The organism is Pseudomonas sp. B6001 (genome assembly GCF_013386015.1).
In the GTDB taxonomy this organism is placed as follows: domain Bacteria; phylum Pseudomonadota; class Gammaproteobacteria; order Pseudomonadales; family Pseudomonadaceae; genus Aquipseudomonas.
Window position 1 is genome coordinate 15,983 of sequence record NZ_JACAOX010000017.1, and the last position, 17,150, is coordinate 33,132.

General features: G+C 61.1%; 13 protein-coding genes and 2 tRNA genes. 13 read left to right on the top strand and 2 right to left on the bottom strand.

Annotation, left to right across the window (positions count from 1 at the left end):
* The first annotated feature begins 136 nt into the window (after positions 1-136).
* From HX821_RS17425 to HX821_RS17440, 4 genes are all read left to right on the top strand, one after another.
* Positions 137-451: an MGMT family protein gene (locus HX821_RS17425; RefSeq protein ID WP_218168078.1), complete on the top strand. Its 315-nt coding sequence runs from the start codon at positions 137-139 to the stop codon at positions 449-451.
* A gap of 43 nt (positions 452-494) precedes the next feature.
* Entirely contained in the window at positions 495-2,036 is a 1,542-nt protein-coding gene (locus HX821_RS17430) for an AmpG family muropeptide MFS transporter (RefSeq protein ID WP_003208613.1), read from the top strand.
* Positions 2,037-2,215: 179 nt separating this feature from the next.
* A complete protein-coding gene (locus HX821_RS17435; RefSeq protein WP_003208614.1) occupies positions 2,216-3,931 on the top strand; it encodes a proline--tRNA ligase in 1,716 nt (571 codons plus the stop codon).
* A gap of 20 nt (positions 3,932-3,951) precedes the next feature.
* Positions 3,952-4,905 (top strand): hypothetical protein, encoded by a 954-nt coding sequence (locus HX821_RS17440; RefSeq protein WP_003208616.1) that lies wholly within the window; start codon positions 3,952-3,954, stop codon positions 4,903-4,905.
* A 115-nt stretch (positions 4,906-5,020) separates the two neighbouring features.
* On the opposite strand, the gene dinB is transcribed toward HX821_RS17440, so the two are convergent.
* On the bottom strand, positions 5,021-6,079 hold the full coding sequence (dinB, locus tag HX821_RS17445) for a DNA polymerase IV (RefSeq protein WP_003208617.1): 1,059 nt from the start codon (positions 6,077-6,079) through the stop codon (positions 5,021-5,023).
* Positions 6,080-6,370: 291 nt separating this feature from the next.
* On the opposite strand from dinB, the gene HX821_RS17450 reads away from it, so the two are divergent.
* From HX821_RS17450 to HX821_RS17465, 4 genes are all read left to right on the top strand, one after another.
* Positions 6,371-6,447, top strand: a tRNA-Met gene (locus HX821_RS17450).
* A 206-nt stretch (positions 6,448-6,653) separates the two neighbouring features.
* Positions 6,654-6,730: transfer RNA gene (locus HX821_RS17455), tRNA-Met, on the top strand.
* A 280-nt stretch (positions 6,731-7,010) separates the two neighbouring features.
* Positions 7,011-9,653: a bifunctional lysylphosphatidylglycerol flippase/synthetase MprF gene (gene mprF / locus HX821_RS17460; RefSeq protein ID WP_008433574.1), complete on the top strand. Its 2,643-nt coding sequence runs from the start codon at positions 7,011-7,013 to the stop codon at positions 9,651-9,653.
* Positions 9,653-10,939, top strand: a complete 1,287-nt coding sequence (locus HX821_RS17465; RefSeq protein ID WP_003208620.1) for a virulence factor family protein — start codon at positions 9,653-9,655, stop codon at positions 10,937-10,939. Before mprF ends, HX821_RS17465 begins: the two co-directional genes overlap by 1 nt.
* A 54-nt stretch (positions 10,940-10,993) precedes the next feature.
* Here HX821_RS17465 and HX821_RS17470 read toward each other — a convergent pair whose 3' ends face one another.
* Positions 10,994-12,895: a potassium transporter Kup gene (locus tag HX821_RS17470; RefSeq protein WP_003208622.1), complete on the bottom strand. Its 1,902-nt coding sequence runs from the start codon at positions 12,893-12,895 to the stop codon at positions 10,994-10,996.
* Positions 12,896-13,196: 301 nt separating this feature from the next.
* On the opposite strand from HX821_RS17470, the gene rimO reads away from it, so the two are divergent.
* The 5 genes from rimO to tsaA all read left to right on the top strand — a co-directional run bounded on the left by rimO (position 13,197) and on the right by tsaA (position 17,135).
* On the top strand, positions 13,197-14,537 hold the full coding sequence (gene rimO / locus HX821_RS17475; RefSeq protein WP_003208624.1) for a 30S ribosomal protein S12 methylthiotransferase RimO: 1,341 nt from the start codon (positions 13,197-13,199) through the stop codon (positions 14,535-14,537).
* Positions 14,538-14,640: 103 nt separating this feature from the next.
* A complete protein-coding gene (locus HX821_RS17480; protein WP_003208626.1) occupies positions 14,641-15,114 on the top strand; it encodes a GNAT family N-acetyltransferase in 474 nt (157 codons plus the stop codon).
* A gap of 71 nt (positions 15,115-15,185) precedes the next feature.
* Positions 15,186-15,896, top strand: a complete 711-nt coding sequence (locus HX821_RS17485) for an rRNA pseudouridine synthase (RefSeq protein WP_003208627.1) — start codon at positions 15,186-15,188, stop codon at positions 15,894-15,896.
* Between the two features lie 77 nt (positions 15,897-15,973).
* Positions 15,974-16,435, top strand: coding sequence for a DUF1456 family protein (locus tag HX821_RS17490; RefSeq protein ID WP_003208629.1), 462 nt, complete (start codon positions 15,974-15,976; stop codon positions 16,433-16,435).
* A gap of 4 nt (positions 16,436-16,439) precedes the next feature.
* Positions 16,440-17,135, top strand: coding sequence for a tRNA (N6-threonylcarbamoyladenosine(37)-N6)-methyltransferase TrmO (tsaA, locus tag HX821_RS17495; RefSeq protein WP_177036146.1), 696 nt, complete (start codon positions 16,440-16,442; stop codon positions 17,133-17,135).
* Positions 17,136-17,150: the final 15 nt, after the last annotated feature.

Consider the following 17,150-nt stretch of genomic DNA (forward strand, 5'->3'; position numbering starts at 1 on the left):
GGACTGACTCGGGTATTCGTATCGAGTTCCGCTCTCAGCCCCCCATTTTGCAGAAATTTCTTACAAATAGACGGATATTTTCATCGGATATGCCACCGTGAACGAACTGACCGACGCTCCGCAAAGCCCCGCTGAAATGCGCCGCACTGTGCTGTACCTGACCCTCGCCCAATTGCCCGAAGGCTGCGTGATCAGCTACGGGGAGCTGGCACACCTCGCCGGTTTGGGTCGCGCCGCACGTTGGGTGGGTCGCACCCTGAGCCAACTGCCCGAGGACACCAAACTGCCCTGGCATCGCGTGCTGGGTGCCGGTGGTCGGATAAGTCTGCCGGTGGGCAGTGCCTCGGGTGACGAGCAACGTGCGCGTTTGCGCGGCGAAGGCGTCAGCATCCTGAACAATCGTGTTGATATTCAGCGTCATGGCTGGCGCCCGGTAGAGCACAGCGGTTAGAGTGCGCGCTTTATTTGCGTAATTCTGAGGCAGACTCCAGCCCATGCCCCGTAAAACCTGGCGCGCCGCGCTCGCCGCCTATGCCAGCCCCTCGACGTTAGTGCTGTTGCTGCTCGGCTTTGCTGCCGGCTTGCCTTACATGTTGGTGTTCTCGACGCTCTCGGTATGGTTGCGCGAGGCCGGCGTGGCCCGCGAAACCATCGGTTATGCGAGCCTGATCGGCCTGGCCTATGCCTTCAAGTGGGTCTGGTCGCCCCTGCTCGACCAATGGCGCCTGCCACTGCTCGGCAAGCTCGGACGTCGTCGCTCCTGGCTGGTACTGTCCCAGACGCTGGTGATCCTCGGATTGATCGGCATGGGTTTCTGTGATCCGCAAAAGCATCTGTCCTGGCTGATCGCCATCGCCGTGATCGTGGCCTTCGCTTCCGCCACGCAAGACATCGCCGTAGACGCCTACCGCCTGGAAATCGCCAGCGACAGCCAGCAGGCCGCGCTTGCCGCCAGCTATATGTCCGGTTATCGCGTGGCCGCGCTGCTTGCCACCGCAGGTGCGCTGTTTTTTGCCGAAGGCTTCGGTTCCACCGGGTTCAACTACAAGCATTCGGCATGGGCCGGTACGTACGTGCTGTTTGGTGCACTGATGGTGCCTGCGCTGCTGACCACGCTGTTCATGCGCGAACCCAATGTGCCGCTGCGTACCCAATTGCAGGCCGGGCGCTACAGCTTTGCTCACCAGTTGGTCTCGGTGTTCGTGTTGATCGTGCTGCTGGTCTCGGTACCGGCGATGTTCACCCAGCTGTACAACACTGACTTCGCCAGCGTGCTGTTCCATGGGGTCAGCCTGCTGGACCTGCTGCTGGAAGATCGCGCGTTCCTGCGGGCCATCCTCTACATCATCCTGACCACGCTGTGCCTGTCGACCATGGGCCGCCGGGGCCTGGCGCCGGTGCTCACGCCGGTCAACGACTTTATCCTGCGCTACCGCTGGCAGGCCTTCCTGCTGTTGGGGCTGATTGCCACCTACCGCATGTCGGACACGGTAATGGGCGTAATGGCCAACGTGTTCTATATCGACCAGGGCTTTACCAAGGACCAGATCGCCGGTGTCAGCAAAGTCTTCGGCCTGATCATGACCTTGCTGGGCGCCGGCATGGGTGGCCTGTTGATCGTGCGCTTCGGGATTCTGCCGATCCTGTTCATCGGCGGCATTGCATCGGCCGGCACCAACCTGCTGTTCGTGATGCTCGCCGACATGGGCCCGGACCTGCAGATGCTGATTTTCACCATCTCCCTGGACAACTTCAGTTCCGGCATGGCGACCTCGGCGTTTGTCGCGTACCTGTCGAGCCTGACCAACCTGAAGTTCTCCGCCACCCAATACGCCCTGCTCAGCTCGATCATGCTGCTGCTGCCGCGCTTGATCGGCGGGTATTCGGGGGTGATGGTCGAGAAGTTCGGTTACCACAACTTCTTCATGATCACCTGCCTGCTGGGTGTGCCGACGCTGGTCCTGATCGCCTTGCACTGGTTTCAGGAAAGCCGGCGGATTCGCTTGAATCCTCCCGAGGAAAACAAATCACTGTAGGAGCTGGCTTGCCTGCGATTGCATCACCGCGGTGTAACTGACACACCGTGTTGCCTGCATCGCAGGCATGCCAGCTCCCACAGAAGCCCTGCTCCAGCAACCAGATGCCTGTACGTCGGCAGCAAGCGCCCGTACAATCCCAAGTCATTTCAAGTCCAAGCAACCGACAACGGCCTACCATGCGCACCAGTCAATATTTGCTCGCCACACAGAAAGAAACGCCTTCCGACGCGGTCGTGATCAGCCATCAGCTGATGCTGCGCGCCGGCATGATCCGCAAACTGGCCTCGGGCCTGTACACCTGGCTGCCCATGGGCTTGAAGGTGATGCGCAAGGTCGAAGCCATCGTTCGTGAAGAAATGAACGCTGCCGGCTCTCTGGAAGTGTTGATGCCGAGCACCCAACCGGCTGAGCTGTGGCAGGAATCCGGGCGCTGGGAAGAGTACGGCCCTGAATTGCTGCGCTTCAAGGATCGTCATGGTCGGGACTTCTGCGCCGGCCCGACCCACGAAGAAGTGATCACCGACCTGATGCGCAACGAGTTGAGCAGCTACAAGCAGCTGCCCCTCAACCTGTATCAGATCCAGACCAAGTTCCGTGACGAAATCCGCCCACGCTTCGGTTTGATGCGCGGCCGCGAATTCATCATGAAGGACGCCTATTCGTTCCACGCTGACCAGGCGTCCCTGCAGGTCACCTACGACCGCATGCACACCGCCTACTGCAATGTGTTCACGCGCCTGGGCCTGAAATTCCGCCCGGTTGAAGCGGACAACGGCTCCATCGGCGGTGCCGGCTCCCACGAGTTCCACGTGCTGGCCGAGTCCGGTGAAGACGACATCGTGTTCAGCAACGGTTCCGACTACGCGGCAAACATCGAGAAAGCCGAAGCCGTGCCACGGGAAACTTCCCGCCCTGCGCCAAGCGAAGAGCTGCGCCTGGTGGACACACCCGAGACCAAGACCATCGCGGCCCTGGTGGAGAAATTCAATCTGCCGATTGAAAAGACCATCAAGACCCTGATCGTGCGCGCCGAGGAAGAAGGCAAGCTGATCGCCCTGGTAATCCGTGGCGACCACGAGCTCAACGAAATCAAGGCCGCCCAGCAGCCAGGCGTTGCCAGCCCGCTGGTCATGGCCACCGACTCAGAACTGCGTGATGCCATTGGCGCCGGCGCTGGCTCCCTCGGCCCGCTGAACCTGCCACTGCCGATCATCATCGACCGTTCGGTCGAGCTGATGAGCGACTTCGGCATCGGTGCGAACATCGATGACAAGCACTACTTCGGCGTGAACTGGGAACGCGACCTGCCGGTTCCGACCGTGGCCGACCTGCGCAACGTGGTTGCAGGCGACCCGAGCCCGGACGGCAAGGGCACCCTGGAAATCAAGCGCGGCATCGAAGTCGGGCACATCTTCCAGCTGGGCAACAAGTACAGCAAGGCGATGAAGTGCGAAGTGCTGGGCGAGAACGGCAAGCCGATCACCCTGGAAATGGGCTGCTACGGCATTGGCGTATCCCGCGTGGTTGCGGCTGCCATCGAGCAGAACAACGACGAGAAAGGCATCATCTGGAGCGACGCCCTGGCGCCATTCCAGGTTGCCCTGGTACCGCTGCGCTACGAAACCGAGCAAGTACGCGAAGCCACCGACAAACTGTATGCCGAACTCACGGCTGCCGGTTTTGAAGTGCTGCTGGATGATCGGGACAAGAAAACCAGCCCAGGCATCAAGTTCGCCGACATGGAATTGATTGGCATCCCGCACCGGATCGTGGTCAGTGACCGCGGCCTGGCCGATGGCAATCTGGAATACAAGAGCCGGACCGAAGCCGAGGCCCAACCGTTGCCGGTGGCTGACGTGCTGTCTTTCCTTCAGGCGCGTATTCGTCGCTGAAAACCAGATCAAGAGTCGTCATGTTCAAGCGAAACACCATAGCCCTGGGGGGCGCCACGTTATGTGGCGCCCTGCTGGTCAGCGGCTGCGCCAACCAAATGTCGCAACGCAGCGAGCACGAGGAACGCATCGAGCGCAAATTGCTCGATCACAGCCTGCAGATCGACGTGGGCGAGCCGAAGGTGCTGGAGCTGCCGCAACGCCGGGTGCGCATTCACGAGCAAAAGACCTTTGAGGTCACCGAGTTCGAAGTTACCCGTCGCTACGACCGCTACACGCCCTACCAGCCCTGGCGCAAACTCTATGAGATGCCCCTGGGCGCGGTCGCGCTGGTGGCGGGCGTCGGCGCCAACGTGGCGAACGTGTTTGCCCTGGGCAACCTGCCTGCCAGCATGACCCGGGATTGGCTCAGCTATGGCGTGGACGGGCTCAACCCGTTCATGAACGTGCAATCCAACGGCCGTGCGCAACAGAACCTGGCGGGTATCGATGAAGTCCAGCGCGACAAGCGCGTGGAGTATTCGAGCCTGCCCTGGAGCGAGCGCCCGGTACAGGTGACTGCCGGCAAGCAAACCCATGAGCTGACCACCGACCGCGATGGGGTGCTGCGCCTGAACCTGTTGGACAGCCCGTTTGCCGAGCAGGACCTGAACCGCATCAGCACCCTGAAGATCAGTGTTGAAGATGCCCAGGATGACGTGCACTCGGACTCATCCCTGGCCATCAGCGGCACCCTGCGGGGCAAATTGCTCGAAGCTCACGGTTTGATCTATGACGACCTGGAAGACGACGAGGTCAACGAGTGGGTGCACCGGGTCAAGCGCCTGTCGGAGCTGGGCCTGGAAGAAGAAGCCAGCGAGCTGGAACAGAGCCTGATCGAACTGACCCGCAATGATCCGGAGTTGCAGCAGGAATTCCTGCAGGCCTTGACCAAGGATGCCGGACGCCTGGTGGCGGATCCCGGAGCACGCTGAAGCCTTTAAATGTGGGAGCGGGCTTGCTCGCGAATGCGGCGTGTCAGCCAGCACATGCGTCAACTGACACACCGCATTCGCGAGCAAGCCCGCTCCCACATTTGGTTTTCGGTTCCTACCAGGGGAATTGGAGCTGCTCGTTGCCGTTGCTCAAATCCAGCAAACGCACGCCTATTCCCAGCAATCGCACCGGCTTGTCGCCGCGATTGAACGCCTGGGTCAGCAACTGCCGGTAACTCTCCAGGTCCCGCCCTGCCCCCGCCTGCTCCAGGGTCGTCTGGGTAAAGTCGTGAAACTTCACTTTGACGAACGGCTTGCCCGCCCGATAACTGCTGTCGATGCGCGCCATGCGCCCGGCCAGGGTGTCCATCAGCTCCGGCAGTTTTTCCAGGCAACTGGGCAAGTCCGGCAGGTCGACATCGTAGGTATTTTCCACGCTGATGGATTGCCGGCGACTGTCGTTCTGCACCACACGGTCATCAATCCCACGCGCCAGGCTCCAAAGCCGCTCGCCAAAACTGCCGAACTCTCGCACCAGCGCCAACTTGTTCCACTCCCGCAGTTGCAGGCAGTCCTCGATCCCCAGCCGCGCCAGCTTATCGGCCGTCACCTTGCCCACGCCGTGGAGCTTTTTCACCGGCAGCGCCGAGACAAAGTCTTCCACCTGGTCGGGGGTGATCACAAACAGTCCGTTGGGCTTTTTCCAGTCGCTGGCGATCTTGGCGAGAAATTTGTTCGGCGCCACGCCCGCGGAAACGGTGATGTGCAACTGGTTGGAGACCCGCCGGCGAATGTCCTGGGCAATGCGCGTGGCACTGCCGCCAAAATGCGGGCTGTCGGAGACGTCCAGGTAGGCTTCGTCCAGGGACAACGGTTCGATCAGGTCGGTGTAGTCGCGAAAGATCGTCTGGATTTCCTTTGATGCTTCTTTATAAGCATCCATGCGCGGCTTGACGATGGTCAGGTCCGGGCACAGCTTCAGGGCATGGCGGGACGACATGGCCGAACGCACACCATAGGCCCGTGCTTCATAGTTGCAGGTGGCGATCACCCCGCGACGGTCTGCCGAGCCACCGACAGCCAGGGGCTTTTGCGCCAGGGTCGGGTCGTCGCGCATCTCGATGGCGGCGTAGAAGCAATCACAGTCGACGTGGATGATTTTGCGCTGCGTCATATATAAGGCAGTGGTTCTGGGCAGAAAACGGACAGGCCGGCAGTATCTCACTCACACCTGTATATAGCACCAGTAGTTTGAATCTTCCGCTTAAGCGGTAGGAAAATTCGCAGGTGAATTCATTTTCTCAATCGAAACACACCCCCCAATAGAGCTGAAAGCCTCGGCCAGACTGGCCCCGAGGCCTATCAAGGGGCCACCTTGGAGAGCTAACCGATTGAACCACAAGCGCTTTTCTTTGAATCAGCGGTTGACACACTCGCGTTCCTCTGTAGAATGCCGACACACAGACGCGGGATGGAGCAGTCTGGTAGCTCGTCGGGCTCATAACCCGAAGGTCGTCGGTTCAAATCCGGCTCCCGCAACCAAACATCAAAAAAGGCTACTCGAAAGAGTGGCCTTTTTTGTGCCTGTCTGTTTTAGCCCTCGTTTTGATTGTCTGACAAAAAACCTTTCCCAATCGCGCACTTACCGCACCCGCGTGACAATCCGACGCTAAATTGCACTTATTCGACCCATCGTTCGATTAACGGTTGACACCCCGCCGTTGCTCTGTAGAATGCCGCCACACAGACGCGGGATGGAGCAGTCTGGTAGCTCGTCGGGCTCATAACCCGAAGGTCGTCGGTTCAAATCCGGCTCCCGCAACCAAACATCAAAAAAGGCTGCTCGAAAGAGTGGCCTTTTTTGTATCTGACGAAAAAGTCCTTTTGAAACAATGGCATGGCATCTTTCATGAAACCGTACACGGTTTGTAGAGTCCATCTCATTGCAAGCTATGCTAAGTCTTCAAGCACTGTCCTTCTACGACCAATGGGCGCTGTCGCCGCACTTCGCGATACGCGTTAATATTTGTAATTATTTTGTCCATAGGGATTGGTAACTTGGCTGGATACCTCCATCCTGTCGCGCACAATCCACGAGGTGATTGATGCGCGCCAACTCGTCTGAACCACAAGACTCTGTCACAGCGACACAACCGATCACTCCCACCCGTTTGCGCTGGCTGGATCTGTTGAGCAAATACCGCCAACCCATCGGGCTGGCCGTCACCTTGTTGCTGTTCGCAATCGCCCTTATCGCCTGTCGCCACCTGTTGCTTGAACTGGATCTGTACGCGCTCCACGATTCAATCCTTGAAGTACCCAAGCCTGCACTGCTGGGTGCGTTCGGTGCTGCTGTCGCCGGCTTTATCATTTTGTTGGGCTATGAATTTTCCGGTGCCCGTTATGCCGGCGTGAAGCTGCCTGCCAAGACTCTGGCCTACGGCGGCTTTACCGCATTCGCCATCGGTAACGCGATTGGTCTGTCGATGCTCTCGGGCGGCTCGGTACGCTACCGTTTATATGCACGGTATGGCATCGGCGCTTCGGAAGTGGCACGCATGACCGTGTTTGCCAGCCTGGCCCTGGGTTGCGCCCTGCCGCCGCTCGCTGCGCTGGCCACCCTGAGCAACCTGCCTGCCGCGTCCAATGCCCTGCATCTACCCGCCAGCCTGCTCGGCGGTATCGCCGGCGCTGTGTTGCTGTTAACAGCCGCACTGTGCATCGGCATCTACCGCCGCCGCCTGCCGGAACAACCGTATCCGGACAACCTGCTGGTCAGGGCCGGGCGTCGCACCTTGCGCCTGCCGGGCCGTCGCCTGACCTTCCTGCAACTGATCATCACTGCCCTCGACGTGGCTGCTGCCGCTACCGTGCTGTATATGCTGCTGCCGGAAGCGCCGCCCTTTGGCCCGTTCCTGCTGGTGTACCTGCTGGCCCTGGCCGCCGGTGTGCTCAGCCATGTACCCGGTGGCGTCGGGGTGTTCGAAGCAATCCTGCTGGCTGCCTTCGCCGACAAGCTCGGTGCCGCGCCACTGGCGGCCGCACTGCTGCTGTACCGGATGATCTATGTGGTGCTGCCGCTGTTGATCGCTTGTGTGTTCCTGCTGGTCAATGAAGCCCAGCGCCTGTTCCATACGCAACAAAGCCTGCGCGCGGCCTCGGGCCTCGCTGCGCCGATCCTGGCCGTACTGGTTTTTTTGTCAGGCGTGGTCCTGCTGTTTTCCGGCGCAACCCCGGAAATCGACTCACGCCTGGAAAACATCGGCTTCCTGATTCCTCATCGCCTGATTGACGCTTCGCACTTTGGTGCCAGCCTGATCGGCGTGCTCTGCCTTCTGTTGGCCCAGGGCCTGCGTCGACGGTTGTCCGCGGCGTGGATGCTGACCATGGTGCTGCTGCTGACCGGCGCCCTGCTCTCCCTGCTCAAGGGTTTCGACTGGGAAGAAGCCAGCCTGATGACCATGACGGCGGTGCTGCTGGCGATCTTCCGGCGCTCGTTCTACCGCGCCAGCCGCCTGACCGAACTGCCGTTCTCGCCGCTGTACCTGGTGGCCAGCGTGTGCGTACTCGGTGCGTCAATCTGGCTGCTGTTGTTCGCCTACCAGGACGTGCCCTACAGCCATCAGTTGTGGTGGCAGTTCACCCTCGACGCCAACGCCCCGCGGGGCCTGCGTTCGCTGCTGGGCGCGGCCGTGGTGCTGGTGGTGGTGTCGCTGACCTGGCTGCTGCGTACCGCGCGCCCGATCATCCACTTGCCGACACCGGATGAGCTGGAGCGCGCCACCAAGATCCTGATGAACTCTGCACAACCCGACGGCGGCCTGGCGCTGACCGGCGACAAGGCCCTGCTGTTTCATCCCAACGACGAAGCGTTCCTGATGTACGCTCGTCGCGGTCGCAGCCTGGTGGCCTTGTACGATCCGATTGGCCCGACCCTGCAACGGGCCGAGATGATCTGGCAGTTCCGCGACCTGTGCGACATTCACCACGCCCGCCCGGTGTTCTACCAGGTGCGCGCGGAGAACCTGCCGTACTACATGGACATCGGCCTCACCGCGATCAAACTGGGTGAAGAAGCCCGGGTCGACCTCAAACGCTTTGACCTGGAAGCCAAGGGCAAAGAGATGAAGGACCTGCGCTACACCTGGAACCGCGGGACCCGTGATGGCTTGTCCCTGGAGATCCACGAACCCGGCCAGGCCCCGATGGAGGAGTTGAAAGTCATCTCCGACGCATGGCTGACCGGTAAGAACGTGCGGGAAAAAGGCTTTTCCCTTGGACGATTCAGCGACGACTACCTCAAGCACTTTCGTATTGCGATCATTCGCTTCGAAGGGCGCCCGGTAGCGTTTGCGAACCTGCTTGAGACCTACAGCCACGACCTGGCCAGTCTCGACCTGATGCGTGCGCACCCGGACGCGCCGAAACTGACCATGGAATTCATGATGGTCGGCCTGATTCAACATTATAAGAACCATGGCTACGCCCGCTTCAGCCTCGGCATGGTGCCGTTGTCGGGCCTGCAACCACGACGTGGCGCCCCGCTGACCCAACGCCTGGGCTCGATGGTGTTCCGCCGTGGCGAGCAACTGTATAACTTCCAAGGCTTGCGCCGCTTCAAAGACAAGTTCCAGCCTGACTGGGAACCCCGTTATATGGCCGTGCCCGCAGGACTTGATCCGCTGGTGGCACTGGCCGACACCGCCGCCCTGATTGCGGGCGGCTTGACTGGATTGGTGAAACGCTGATGATTCGACGCTCCTGGCGGTATGTATTGGCATTTTTGGTGGTACTGGCACTGATCCTCGGTGGCGGCTACTGGTACTGGAACCGCCCTGCACCGCAACCGACTCTGGAACAACTGCCCCAGGCCGATGGCACGGTCCTGACCCGCGTCACCCCGGGTACCGCGCCCAAGGCCCGCGTGGCCGTGGCCGTGCTGGCCGACGAAACCCTGACCGACAGCCAACTGATCGCCCTGAGCCAGGGCGGCGCAGCGCAGATCGTCCAGGTAATCCTGCCCAAGGACGACTGCAAGCTGCAGGAACAAGCCCTGCAAACCGCCCTGGGCCAGCTTGCCGGCCCGGCGACCCTGGTCAGCGGCATCGGCCCTGGCGCAGCCCTGGCCTGGCGCTGGCTGGCCGCACAGAACGACGACAAGGCCAATGCCATCTCCGTCGGCTTCGCGCTGGCGCAGCCAGGCTGCAACGACCCGTTGCCGAAGACTTCGGCCCACGGTAGCTGGCTGGTGGCCTGGAACGATAACCCTGACGACGATGCTGCCAGCTTCGTACGCGATACACCGCGTGCTACCACCAGCATCAGCGACTACGACGTTCACTACCCGCAAGTGCTGAACAACGAGCTGCGCAAGCAACTGGTGGGCTCGGACAACGGCGGCCTGGCAATTCCGGTGGTCGAAGTGCCAGCTGGCCAGGCCAAGGACACCGTCACCCTGTTCCTCTCCGGTGACGGCGGCTGGCGTGACCTGGACCGCGACGTGGCCGGTGAAATGGCCAAGATCGGCTACCCGGTGGTGGGCATCGACACCCTGCGCTACTACTGGCAGCACAAGACCCCGGAACAAAGCGCCAAGGACCTCGCCGAGCTGATGCAGCACTACCGGCAGAAATGGGGCACCAAGCGCTTCGTGCTGACCGGCTACTCGTTCGGCGCCGACGTGCTGCCGGCGATCTACAACCGCCTGCCGGAAAACGAGCAGCAGCGTGTAGACGCGATCATCCTGCTGGCCTTCGCCCGCACCGGCAGCTTCGAGATCGAAGTGGAAGGCTGGCTGGGCAACGCCGGCAAGGAAGCTGCGACCGGCCCGGAAATGGCCAAGCTGCCGGCCGACAAGGTGGTGTGCATCTACGGTGCCGAAGAAGTCGACGAGAGTGGCTGCACCGACAAGACCGCTGTCGGCGAAGCCGTGAAGCTGCCTGGCGGCCATCACTTCGACGAGAACTACCCGGCGCTGGCCAAGCGTCTGGTAGACATCATCGAGAAGCGCCAGGGCAAGACCCCGGCCGAATAAGCGCCCACAAAAAAGCCCCCGCTGCCGCAAGGCACCGGGGGCTTTTTGTTGGGCTTACATTTCTACTTGAGTGCCGAGCTCGATCACCCGGTTAACCGGCAACTTGAAGAAGCGCAGGTTGCCGTTGGCGTTCTTCAGCATGAACGCGAACAACCCTTCGCGCCAACGCGCCATGCCCTTGATGCGGGACGCGATCACGGTTTCGCGGCTGAGGAAGTAGGTGGTGCGCATCGGACTGAAATCCAGGTCATCCAGATGGCACAGCTTCAGCGCTTCGGGCACGTCCGGTTCATCGACGAAACCAAAGTGCAGGATCACCCGGAAGAAGCCCTCGCCATAGGAATCGACCTCGAAACGACGCTGGGCCGGTACACGCGGGATGTCTTCGTAGACCACCGTCAACAGCACCACCTGCTCATGCAGCACCTGGTTATGCAGCAAGTTATGCAGCAAGGCGTGGGGCACGGCATCCGGGCGTGCGGTCAGGAACACCGCCGTGCCTTGCACGCGATGCGGCGGCTGCACACGGATACTGCTGATAAAGATCGGCAGCGGCAGCCCACCTTCGTCCAGCCGGTCCACCAGCAGTTCCTTGCCGCGCTTCCAGGTGGTCATGAGGATAAACAACACAATCCCCGCCAATACCGGAAACGCACCACCCTGCACGATCTTGGGCACGTTGGCGGCAAAGAACAGCCCATCCACCAACAGGAAACCGATCAACACCGGGATAGCCAGTACCGGCGGCCATTTCCACAGCAACAGCATCACCGCCGACACCAGAATGCTGGTGATCAACATGGTGCCCGTCACCGCCACACCGTAGGCCGAAGCCAGGGCGTTGGAGGACTCGAAGCCCAGCACCAGCAGGATCACGCCCACCATCAGTGACCAGTTCACCGCGCCGATGTAGATCTGGCCTTGCTCGGCGCTGGAAGTGTGCTGGATATGCATGCGCGGGATGTAACCGAGCTGGATCGCCTGACGGGTCAGGGAGAACGCCCCGGAGATCACCGCCTGGGAAGCAATCACGGTGGCTAAAGTGGACAACGCCACCAGCGGGACCAGAGCCCACTCCGGTGCCAGCAGGTAGAACGGGTTGCGGGCTGCCTCTGGATTTTCCAGCAGCAGCGCGCCCTGGCCAAAGTAGTTGAGCACCAACGCCGGCAGCACCAGGGCGAACCAGGCACGGGCAATCGGCTTGCGTCCGAAGTGGCCCATGTCGGCGTACAGCGCCTCGGCGCCGGTCAATGCCAGTACCACCGCACCGAGAATCGCCACGCCCATGCCAGGGTGAACGATGAAGAAGCGCACGCCCCACACAGGGTTGAGGGCATTGAGCACCTCAGGGTGCTGGATGATTCCATGGATGCCCAGGCCGGCCAACACCAGGAACCACAGCACCATCACCGGGCCGAACAGCTTGCCGATGCGGTCCGTGCCATGTTTCTGGATCAGGAACAGCCCCACCAGCACCACCAGCGAAAGCGGCACCACCCAGCGCTCAAGGCCATCAAACGCCAGTTCCAGGCCTTCGACCGCCGACAATACCGAGATCGCCGGGGTGATCATGCTGTCGCCGTAAAACAGCGCCGCACCGATCAGGCCGAGAATCACCAGCACCGAACGCAACTTGGGGTAAGGTGCCGCCGCCCGCCGGGCCAAAGCCGTCAGGGCCATGATGCCGCCCTCACCCTGGTTATCCGCGCGCAGGATAAACAGCACGTACTTGATCGAAACGACCCAGACCAGCGACCAGAAAATCAGCGCCAGGATCCCGAAGACCCCGTCGTGATTGACCTGAACCCCATAACCGCCAGCAAACACCTCTTTAAGGGTGTAGAGCGGGCTGGTGCCGATATCGCCGTAAACCACCCCCACTGCCGCCACCAGCATGCCGATCGGCTTTGCGTTGGACTGCTCGGCACCTGCTGCCTGACTACTTGCCTGACCCATCAACCACTCCTGCCCTTTGACCTGCGGTCTTTTATAAACAGCGCGCCTGCTGCGGGCGCCTATGCTGTCCACAGCATGCGCTGTTTTACTTCTCGTTACAGACGATTTATTGACCGAGGAAATTCACTCAGGTGCAACGGCGCGAAGCATAGCGCAGCACTCGTCGTATTTCCCTGCATAAAGCTGGTCAAGAGCGATTCCCGTCGCTAGAATTGCGCACTTTTTGATCAGAGGCACACCAAGTGCCCATCCGCCACCTTTCGTGCACGACGGGCGGCGTCATTCAATACCGAGGTTAGACATGTCCACCACCATCGCAAAAGCCAACCCCAAGGTCGGCTTTGTATCCCTGGGTTGCCCAAAGGCTCTGGTCGACTCCGAACGCATCCTTACGCAACTGCGCATGGAAGGCTATGACGTCGTGTCCACCTACCAGGACGCGGACGTGGTGGTGGTCAACACTTGCGGCTTCATTGACTCGGCCAAGGCCGAGTCCCTGGAAGTGATCGGCGAAGCCATCAAGGAAAACGGCAAGGTGATCGTCACCGGCTGCATGGGCGTGGAAGAAGGCGCCATCCGCAACGTGCACCCAAGCGTGCTGGCCGTGACCGGCCCGCAGCAGTACGAGCAAGTGGTCAACGCCGTGCACGACGTAGTGCCGCCGCGCCAGGACCACAACCCGCTGATCGACCTGGTGCCGCCGCAGGGCATCAAGCTGACGCCGCGCCACTACGCCTACCTGAAGATTTCCGAAGGCTGCAACCACAGCTGCAGCTTCTGCATCATCCCGTCGATGCGCGGCAAACTGGTGAGCCGCCCGGTGGGCGACGTGCTGGACGAGGCTCAGCGCCTGGTCAAATCCGGCGTGAAAGAGCTGCTGGTGATCTCCCAGGACACCAGCGCCTACGGCGTCGACGTCAAATACCGCACCGGCTTCTGGAACGGCGCGCCGGTGAAAACCCGCATGACCGAACTCTGCGAAGCCCTGAGCAGCCTCGGCGTATGGGTGCGCCTGCACTACGTTTACCCGTACCCGCACGTTGACGAGTTGATCCCGCTGATGGCCGCCGGCAAGATCCTGCCGTACCTGGACATCCCGTTCCAGCACGCCAGCCCGAAAATCCTCAAGGCCATGAAACGCCCGGCCTTCGAAGACAAGACCCTGGCGCGCATCAAGAACTGGCGCGAGATCTGCCCGGACCTGATCATCCGCTCCACCTTCATCGTCGGCTTCCCCGGCGAAACCGAAGAAGACTTCCAGTACCTGCTGGACTGGCTGACCGAGGCCCAGCTGGACCGCGTCGGCTGCTTCCAGTACTCGCCGGTGGAAGGTGCTCCGGCCAACCTGCTGGACGCTGCCATCGTGCCGGACGACGTCAAGCAGGACCGTTGGGAGCGCTTCATGGCGCACCAGCAGGCCATCAGCTCGGCGCGCCTGCAACTGCGCATCGGCCGTGAGATCGAAGTACTGATCGACGAAGTCGACGAGCAAGGCGCTGTAGGCCGCTGCTTCTTCGATGCGCCGGAAATCGACGGTAACGTGTTCATCGACGATGCCAGCGGCCTGAAGCCGGGCGACAAGGTCTGGTGCACCGTGACCGACGCCGACGAGTACGACCTGTGGGCTGAAAAACGCGCATAAGGTGTAAAGAATTGAAAAAGCCCTGCCTCTGGACAAGATGCGGGGCTTTTTTAGGTCTATCGTTTTGCCCATCGGCGCCAATCATCGGCAAGGGGCAGCGGGCATGCGTCAGCATTCGGTTATCCATACACCCAAATCCAGCGACTATCAGGAACTGACCCGCATCTGGGAGGCTTCGGTGCGGGCCACCCATGACTTCCTGCCGGACAGTTACATCGAGTTGCTGAAAAACCTGGTGCTGACCCGCTACCTCGACGCGGTGATGCTGATCTGCACCAAGGACTCACGCCAGCGCATCACCGGGTTTGCCGGGGTGGCCGCGGGCAAGGTCGAGATGCTGTTTATCGACCCCGAGCACCGTGGCCAGGGCCTGGGCCGGCAATTGCTGCGCTATGCCATCGAGTCGATGAATGCCGATCAACTGGACGTCAACGAACAGAACCCGCAGGCCCTGGGCTTTTACTTCAAGCAGGGCTTTGAGGTGATCGGACGCACGGACCATGACGGCATGGGCCAGCCTTATCCGTTGCTGCACATGCGTTTGCGCCAGGCCCAGCCACAGGCGCGTCGCGGCTAAATGAAATGGAGCCGGGATTAACCGGCGCCACACAGGTACAATAGCCGCCCCCTTTTGTTTCGGCCCTTGTCATGACTGAACCCCTACGCCTCTCCAAACGCCTCATCGAACTGGTCGGTTGCTCCCGTCGGGAGGCTGAGCTGTTCATCGAAGGCGGCTGGGTCACGGTGGACGGCGAAGTGATCGACGAGCCGCAGTTCAAGGTCACCACCCAGAAGGTCGAGCTTGACCCTGAGGCCAAGGCCACAGCGCCGGAGCCGGTGACCATCCTGTTCCACGCCCCCGCCGGCGTGGATGCCGAGACAGCCATGGCGTCGATCAACGCCGAGACCCTGTCGGAAGAACACCGCTTCAGCAAGCGCCCGCTCAAGGGCCACTTCCTGCGCCTGACCGCCAGCAGTGACCTGCAAGCCAAGGCCAGCGGCCTGCTGGTGTTCACCCAGGACTGGAAGATTTTGCGCAAGCTGACCGCTGACGCGAACAAGATCGAACAGGAATACGTGGTGGAGGTGTCCGGCGACATGGTCGCCCACGGCCTGAACCGCCTCAACCATGGCCTGACCTACAAAGGTAAGGAATTGCCGGCGGTGAAAGCCAGCTGGCAGAACGAGAACCGCCTGCGCTTTGCGCTGAAAAACCCGCAACCGGGTGTGATTGCCTTGTTCTGCGAAGCCGTCGGCCTGAAAGTCGTCGCCATTCGACGCATCCGCATTGGCGGAGTCTCCATCGGCAAAGTGCCGGTAGGCCAATGGCGCTATCTGTCCGGCAAAGAAAAGTTCTAAGACTTTTTTCGCCGCCGAATCTCTCGATACCGCCTGCCTGGGCGGTGTCCACAGTTGAATGACCAGGATTGCCCACCATGATTCACAACGACGTACTGCGCAGCGTGCGCTACATGCTCGACATCAGCGACAACAAGATGGTCGAGATCATCAAGCTCGGCGGCATGGAAGTCACCAAGGACGACCTGCTGACCTACCTCAAGAAAGACGAGGAAGAAGGCTTCGTGTTCTGCCCGGACGAAGTCATGGCGCATTTCCTCGATGGCCTGGTGATCTTCAAGCGCGGCAAGGACGAGAGCCGTCCACCGCAGCCGATCGAACTGCCGGTGACCAACAACATCGTCCTGAAGAAACTGCGCGTGGCCTTCGAACTGAAGGAAGACGACATGCACGCAATCCTCAAGGCCTCCGAGTTCCCGGTGTCCAAGCCTGAGCTGAGCGCACTGTTCCGCAAGTTCGGCCACACCAACTACCGCACCTGTGGTGACCAGCTGTTGCGCAACTTCCTCAAGGGCTTGACCCTGCGCGTTCGCGCCTAAACCCGTGAACTACAGCGTCTCGCCCATCGGCTTTGTCCGCTCCTGCTTCAAGGAGAAGTTCGCCATCCCGCGCCAGCCACAACTGGCGCCTGCCGCCCGGGGCGTGCTGGAGTTGGTGCCGCCATTCGACCAGGGTGAGGCGGTGCAGGGTTTGGAACAGGTCAGCCATGTGTGGCTGCTGTTCCTGTTCCACCAGGCGCTGGAAGACAAGCCCCGCCTGAAAGTGCGCCCGCCTCGCCTGGGTGGCAACACGTCCATGGGCGTGTTCGCCACCCGCGCGACGCACCGGCCCAACGGCATCGGCCAGTCAGTGGTCAAGCTGGACAAGGTGGAAGATGGGCGCCTGTGGATATCCGGGATCGACCTGCTGGATGGCACACCGATTCTCGACATCAAGCCGTACGTGCCGTACGCAGACATAGTTGACACTGCGACCAACAACATCGCCAGCGCTGCGCCACAGCTGATTCCCGTGCAGTGGCTGAAGACTGCGCTGCAACAGGCAGAAGGCCACGCTCAGCGCCTTGGCGAGCCATTGGTGGCGTTGATCGAGCAGTGCCTGGCGCAGGATCCACGGCCGGCGTACCAGACGCCGGGGCCGGAGCGGGAATACGGGGCGCAGTTCTGGGATGTTGATGTGCGCTGGCACTATCCCGAAGCCGGGATGATTTGTGTGCTGGAAGTCGTGTCGGCCGGGTAAACCGGAAACAAATGT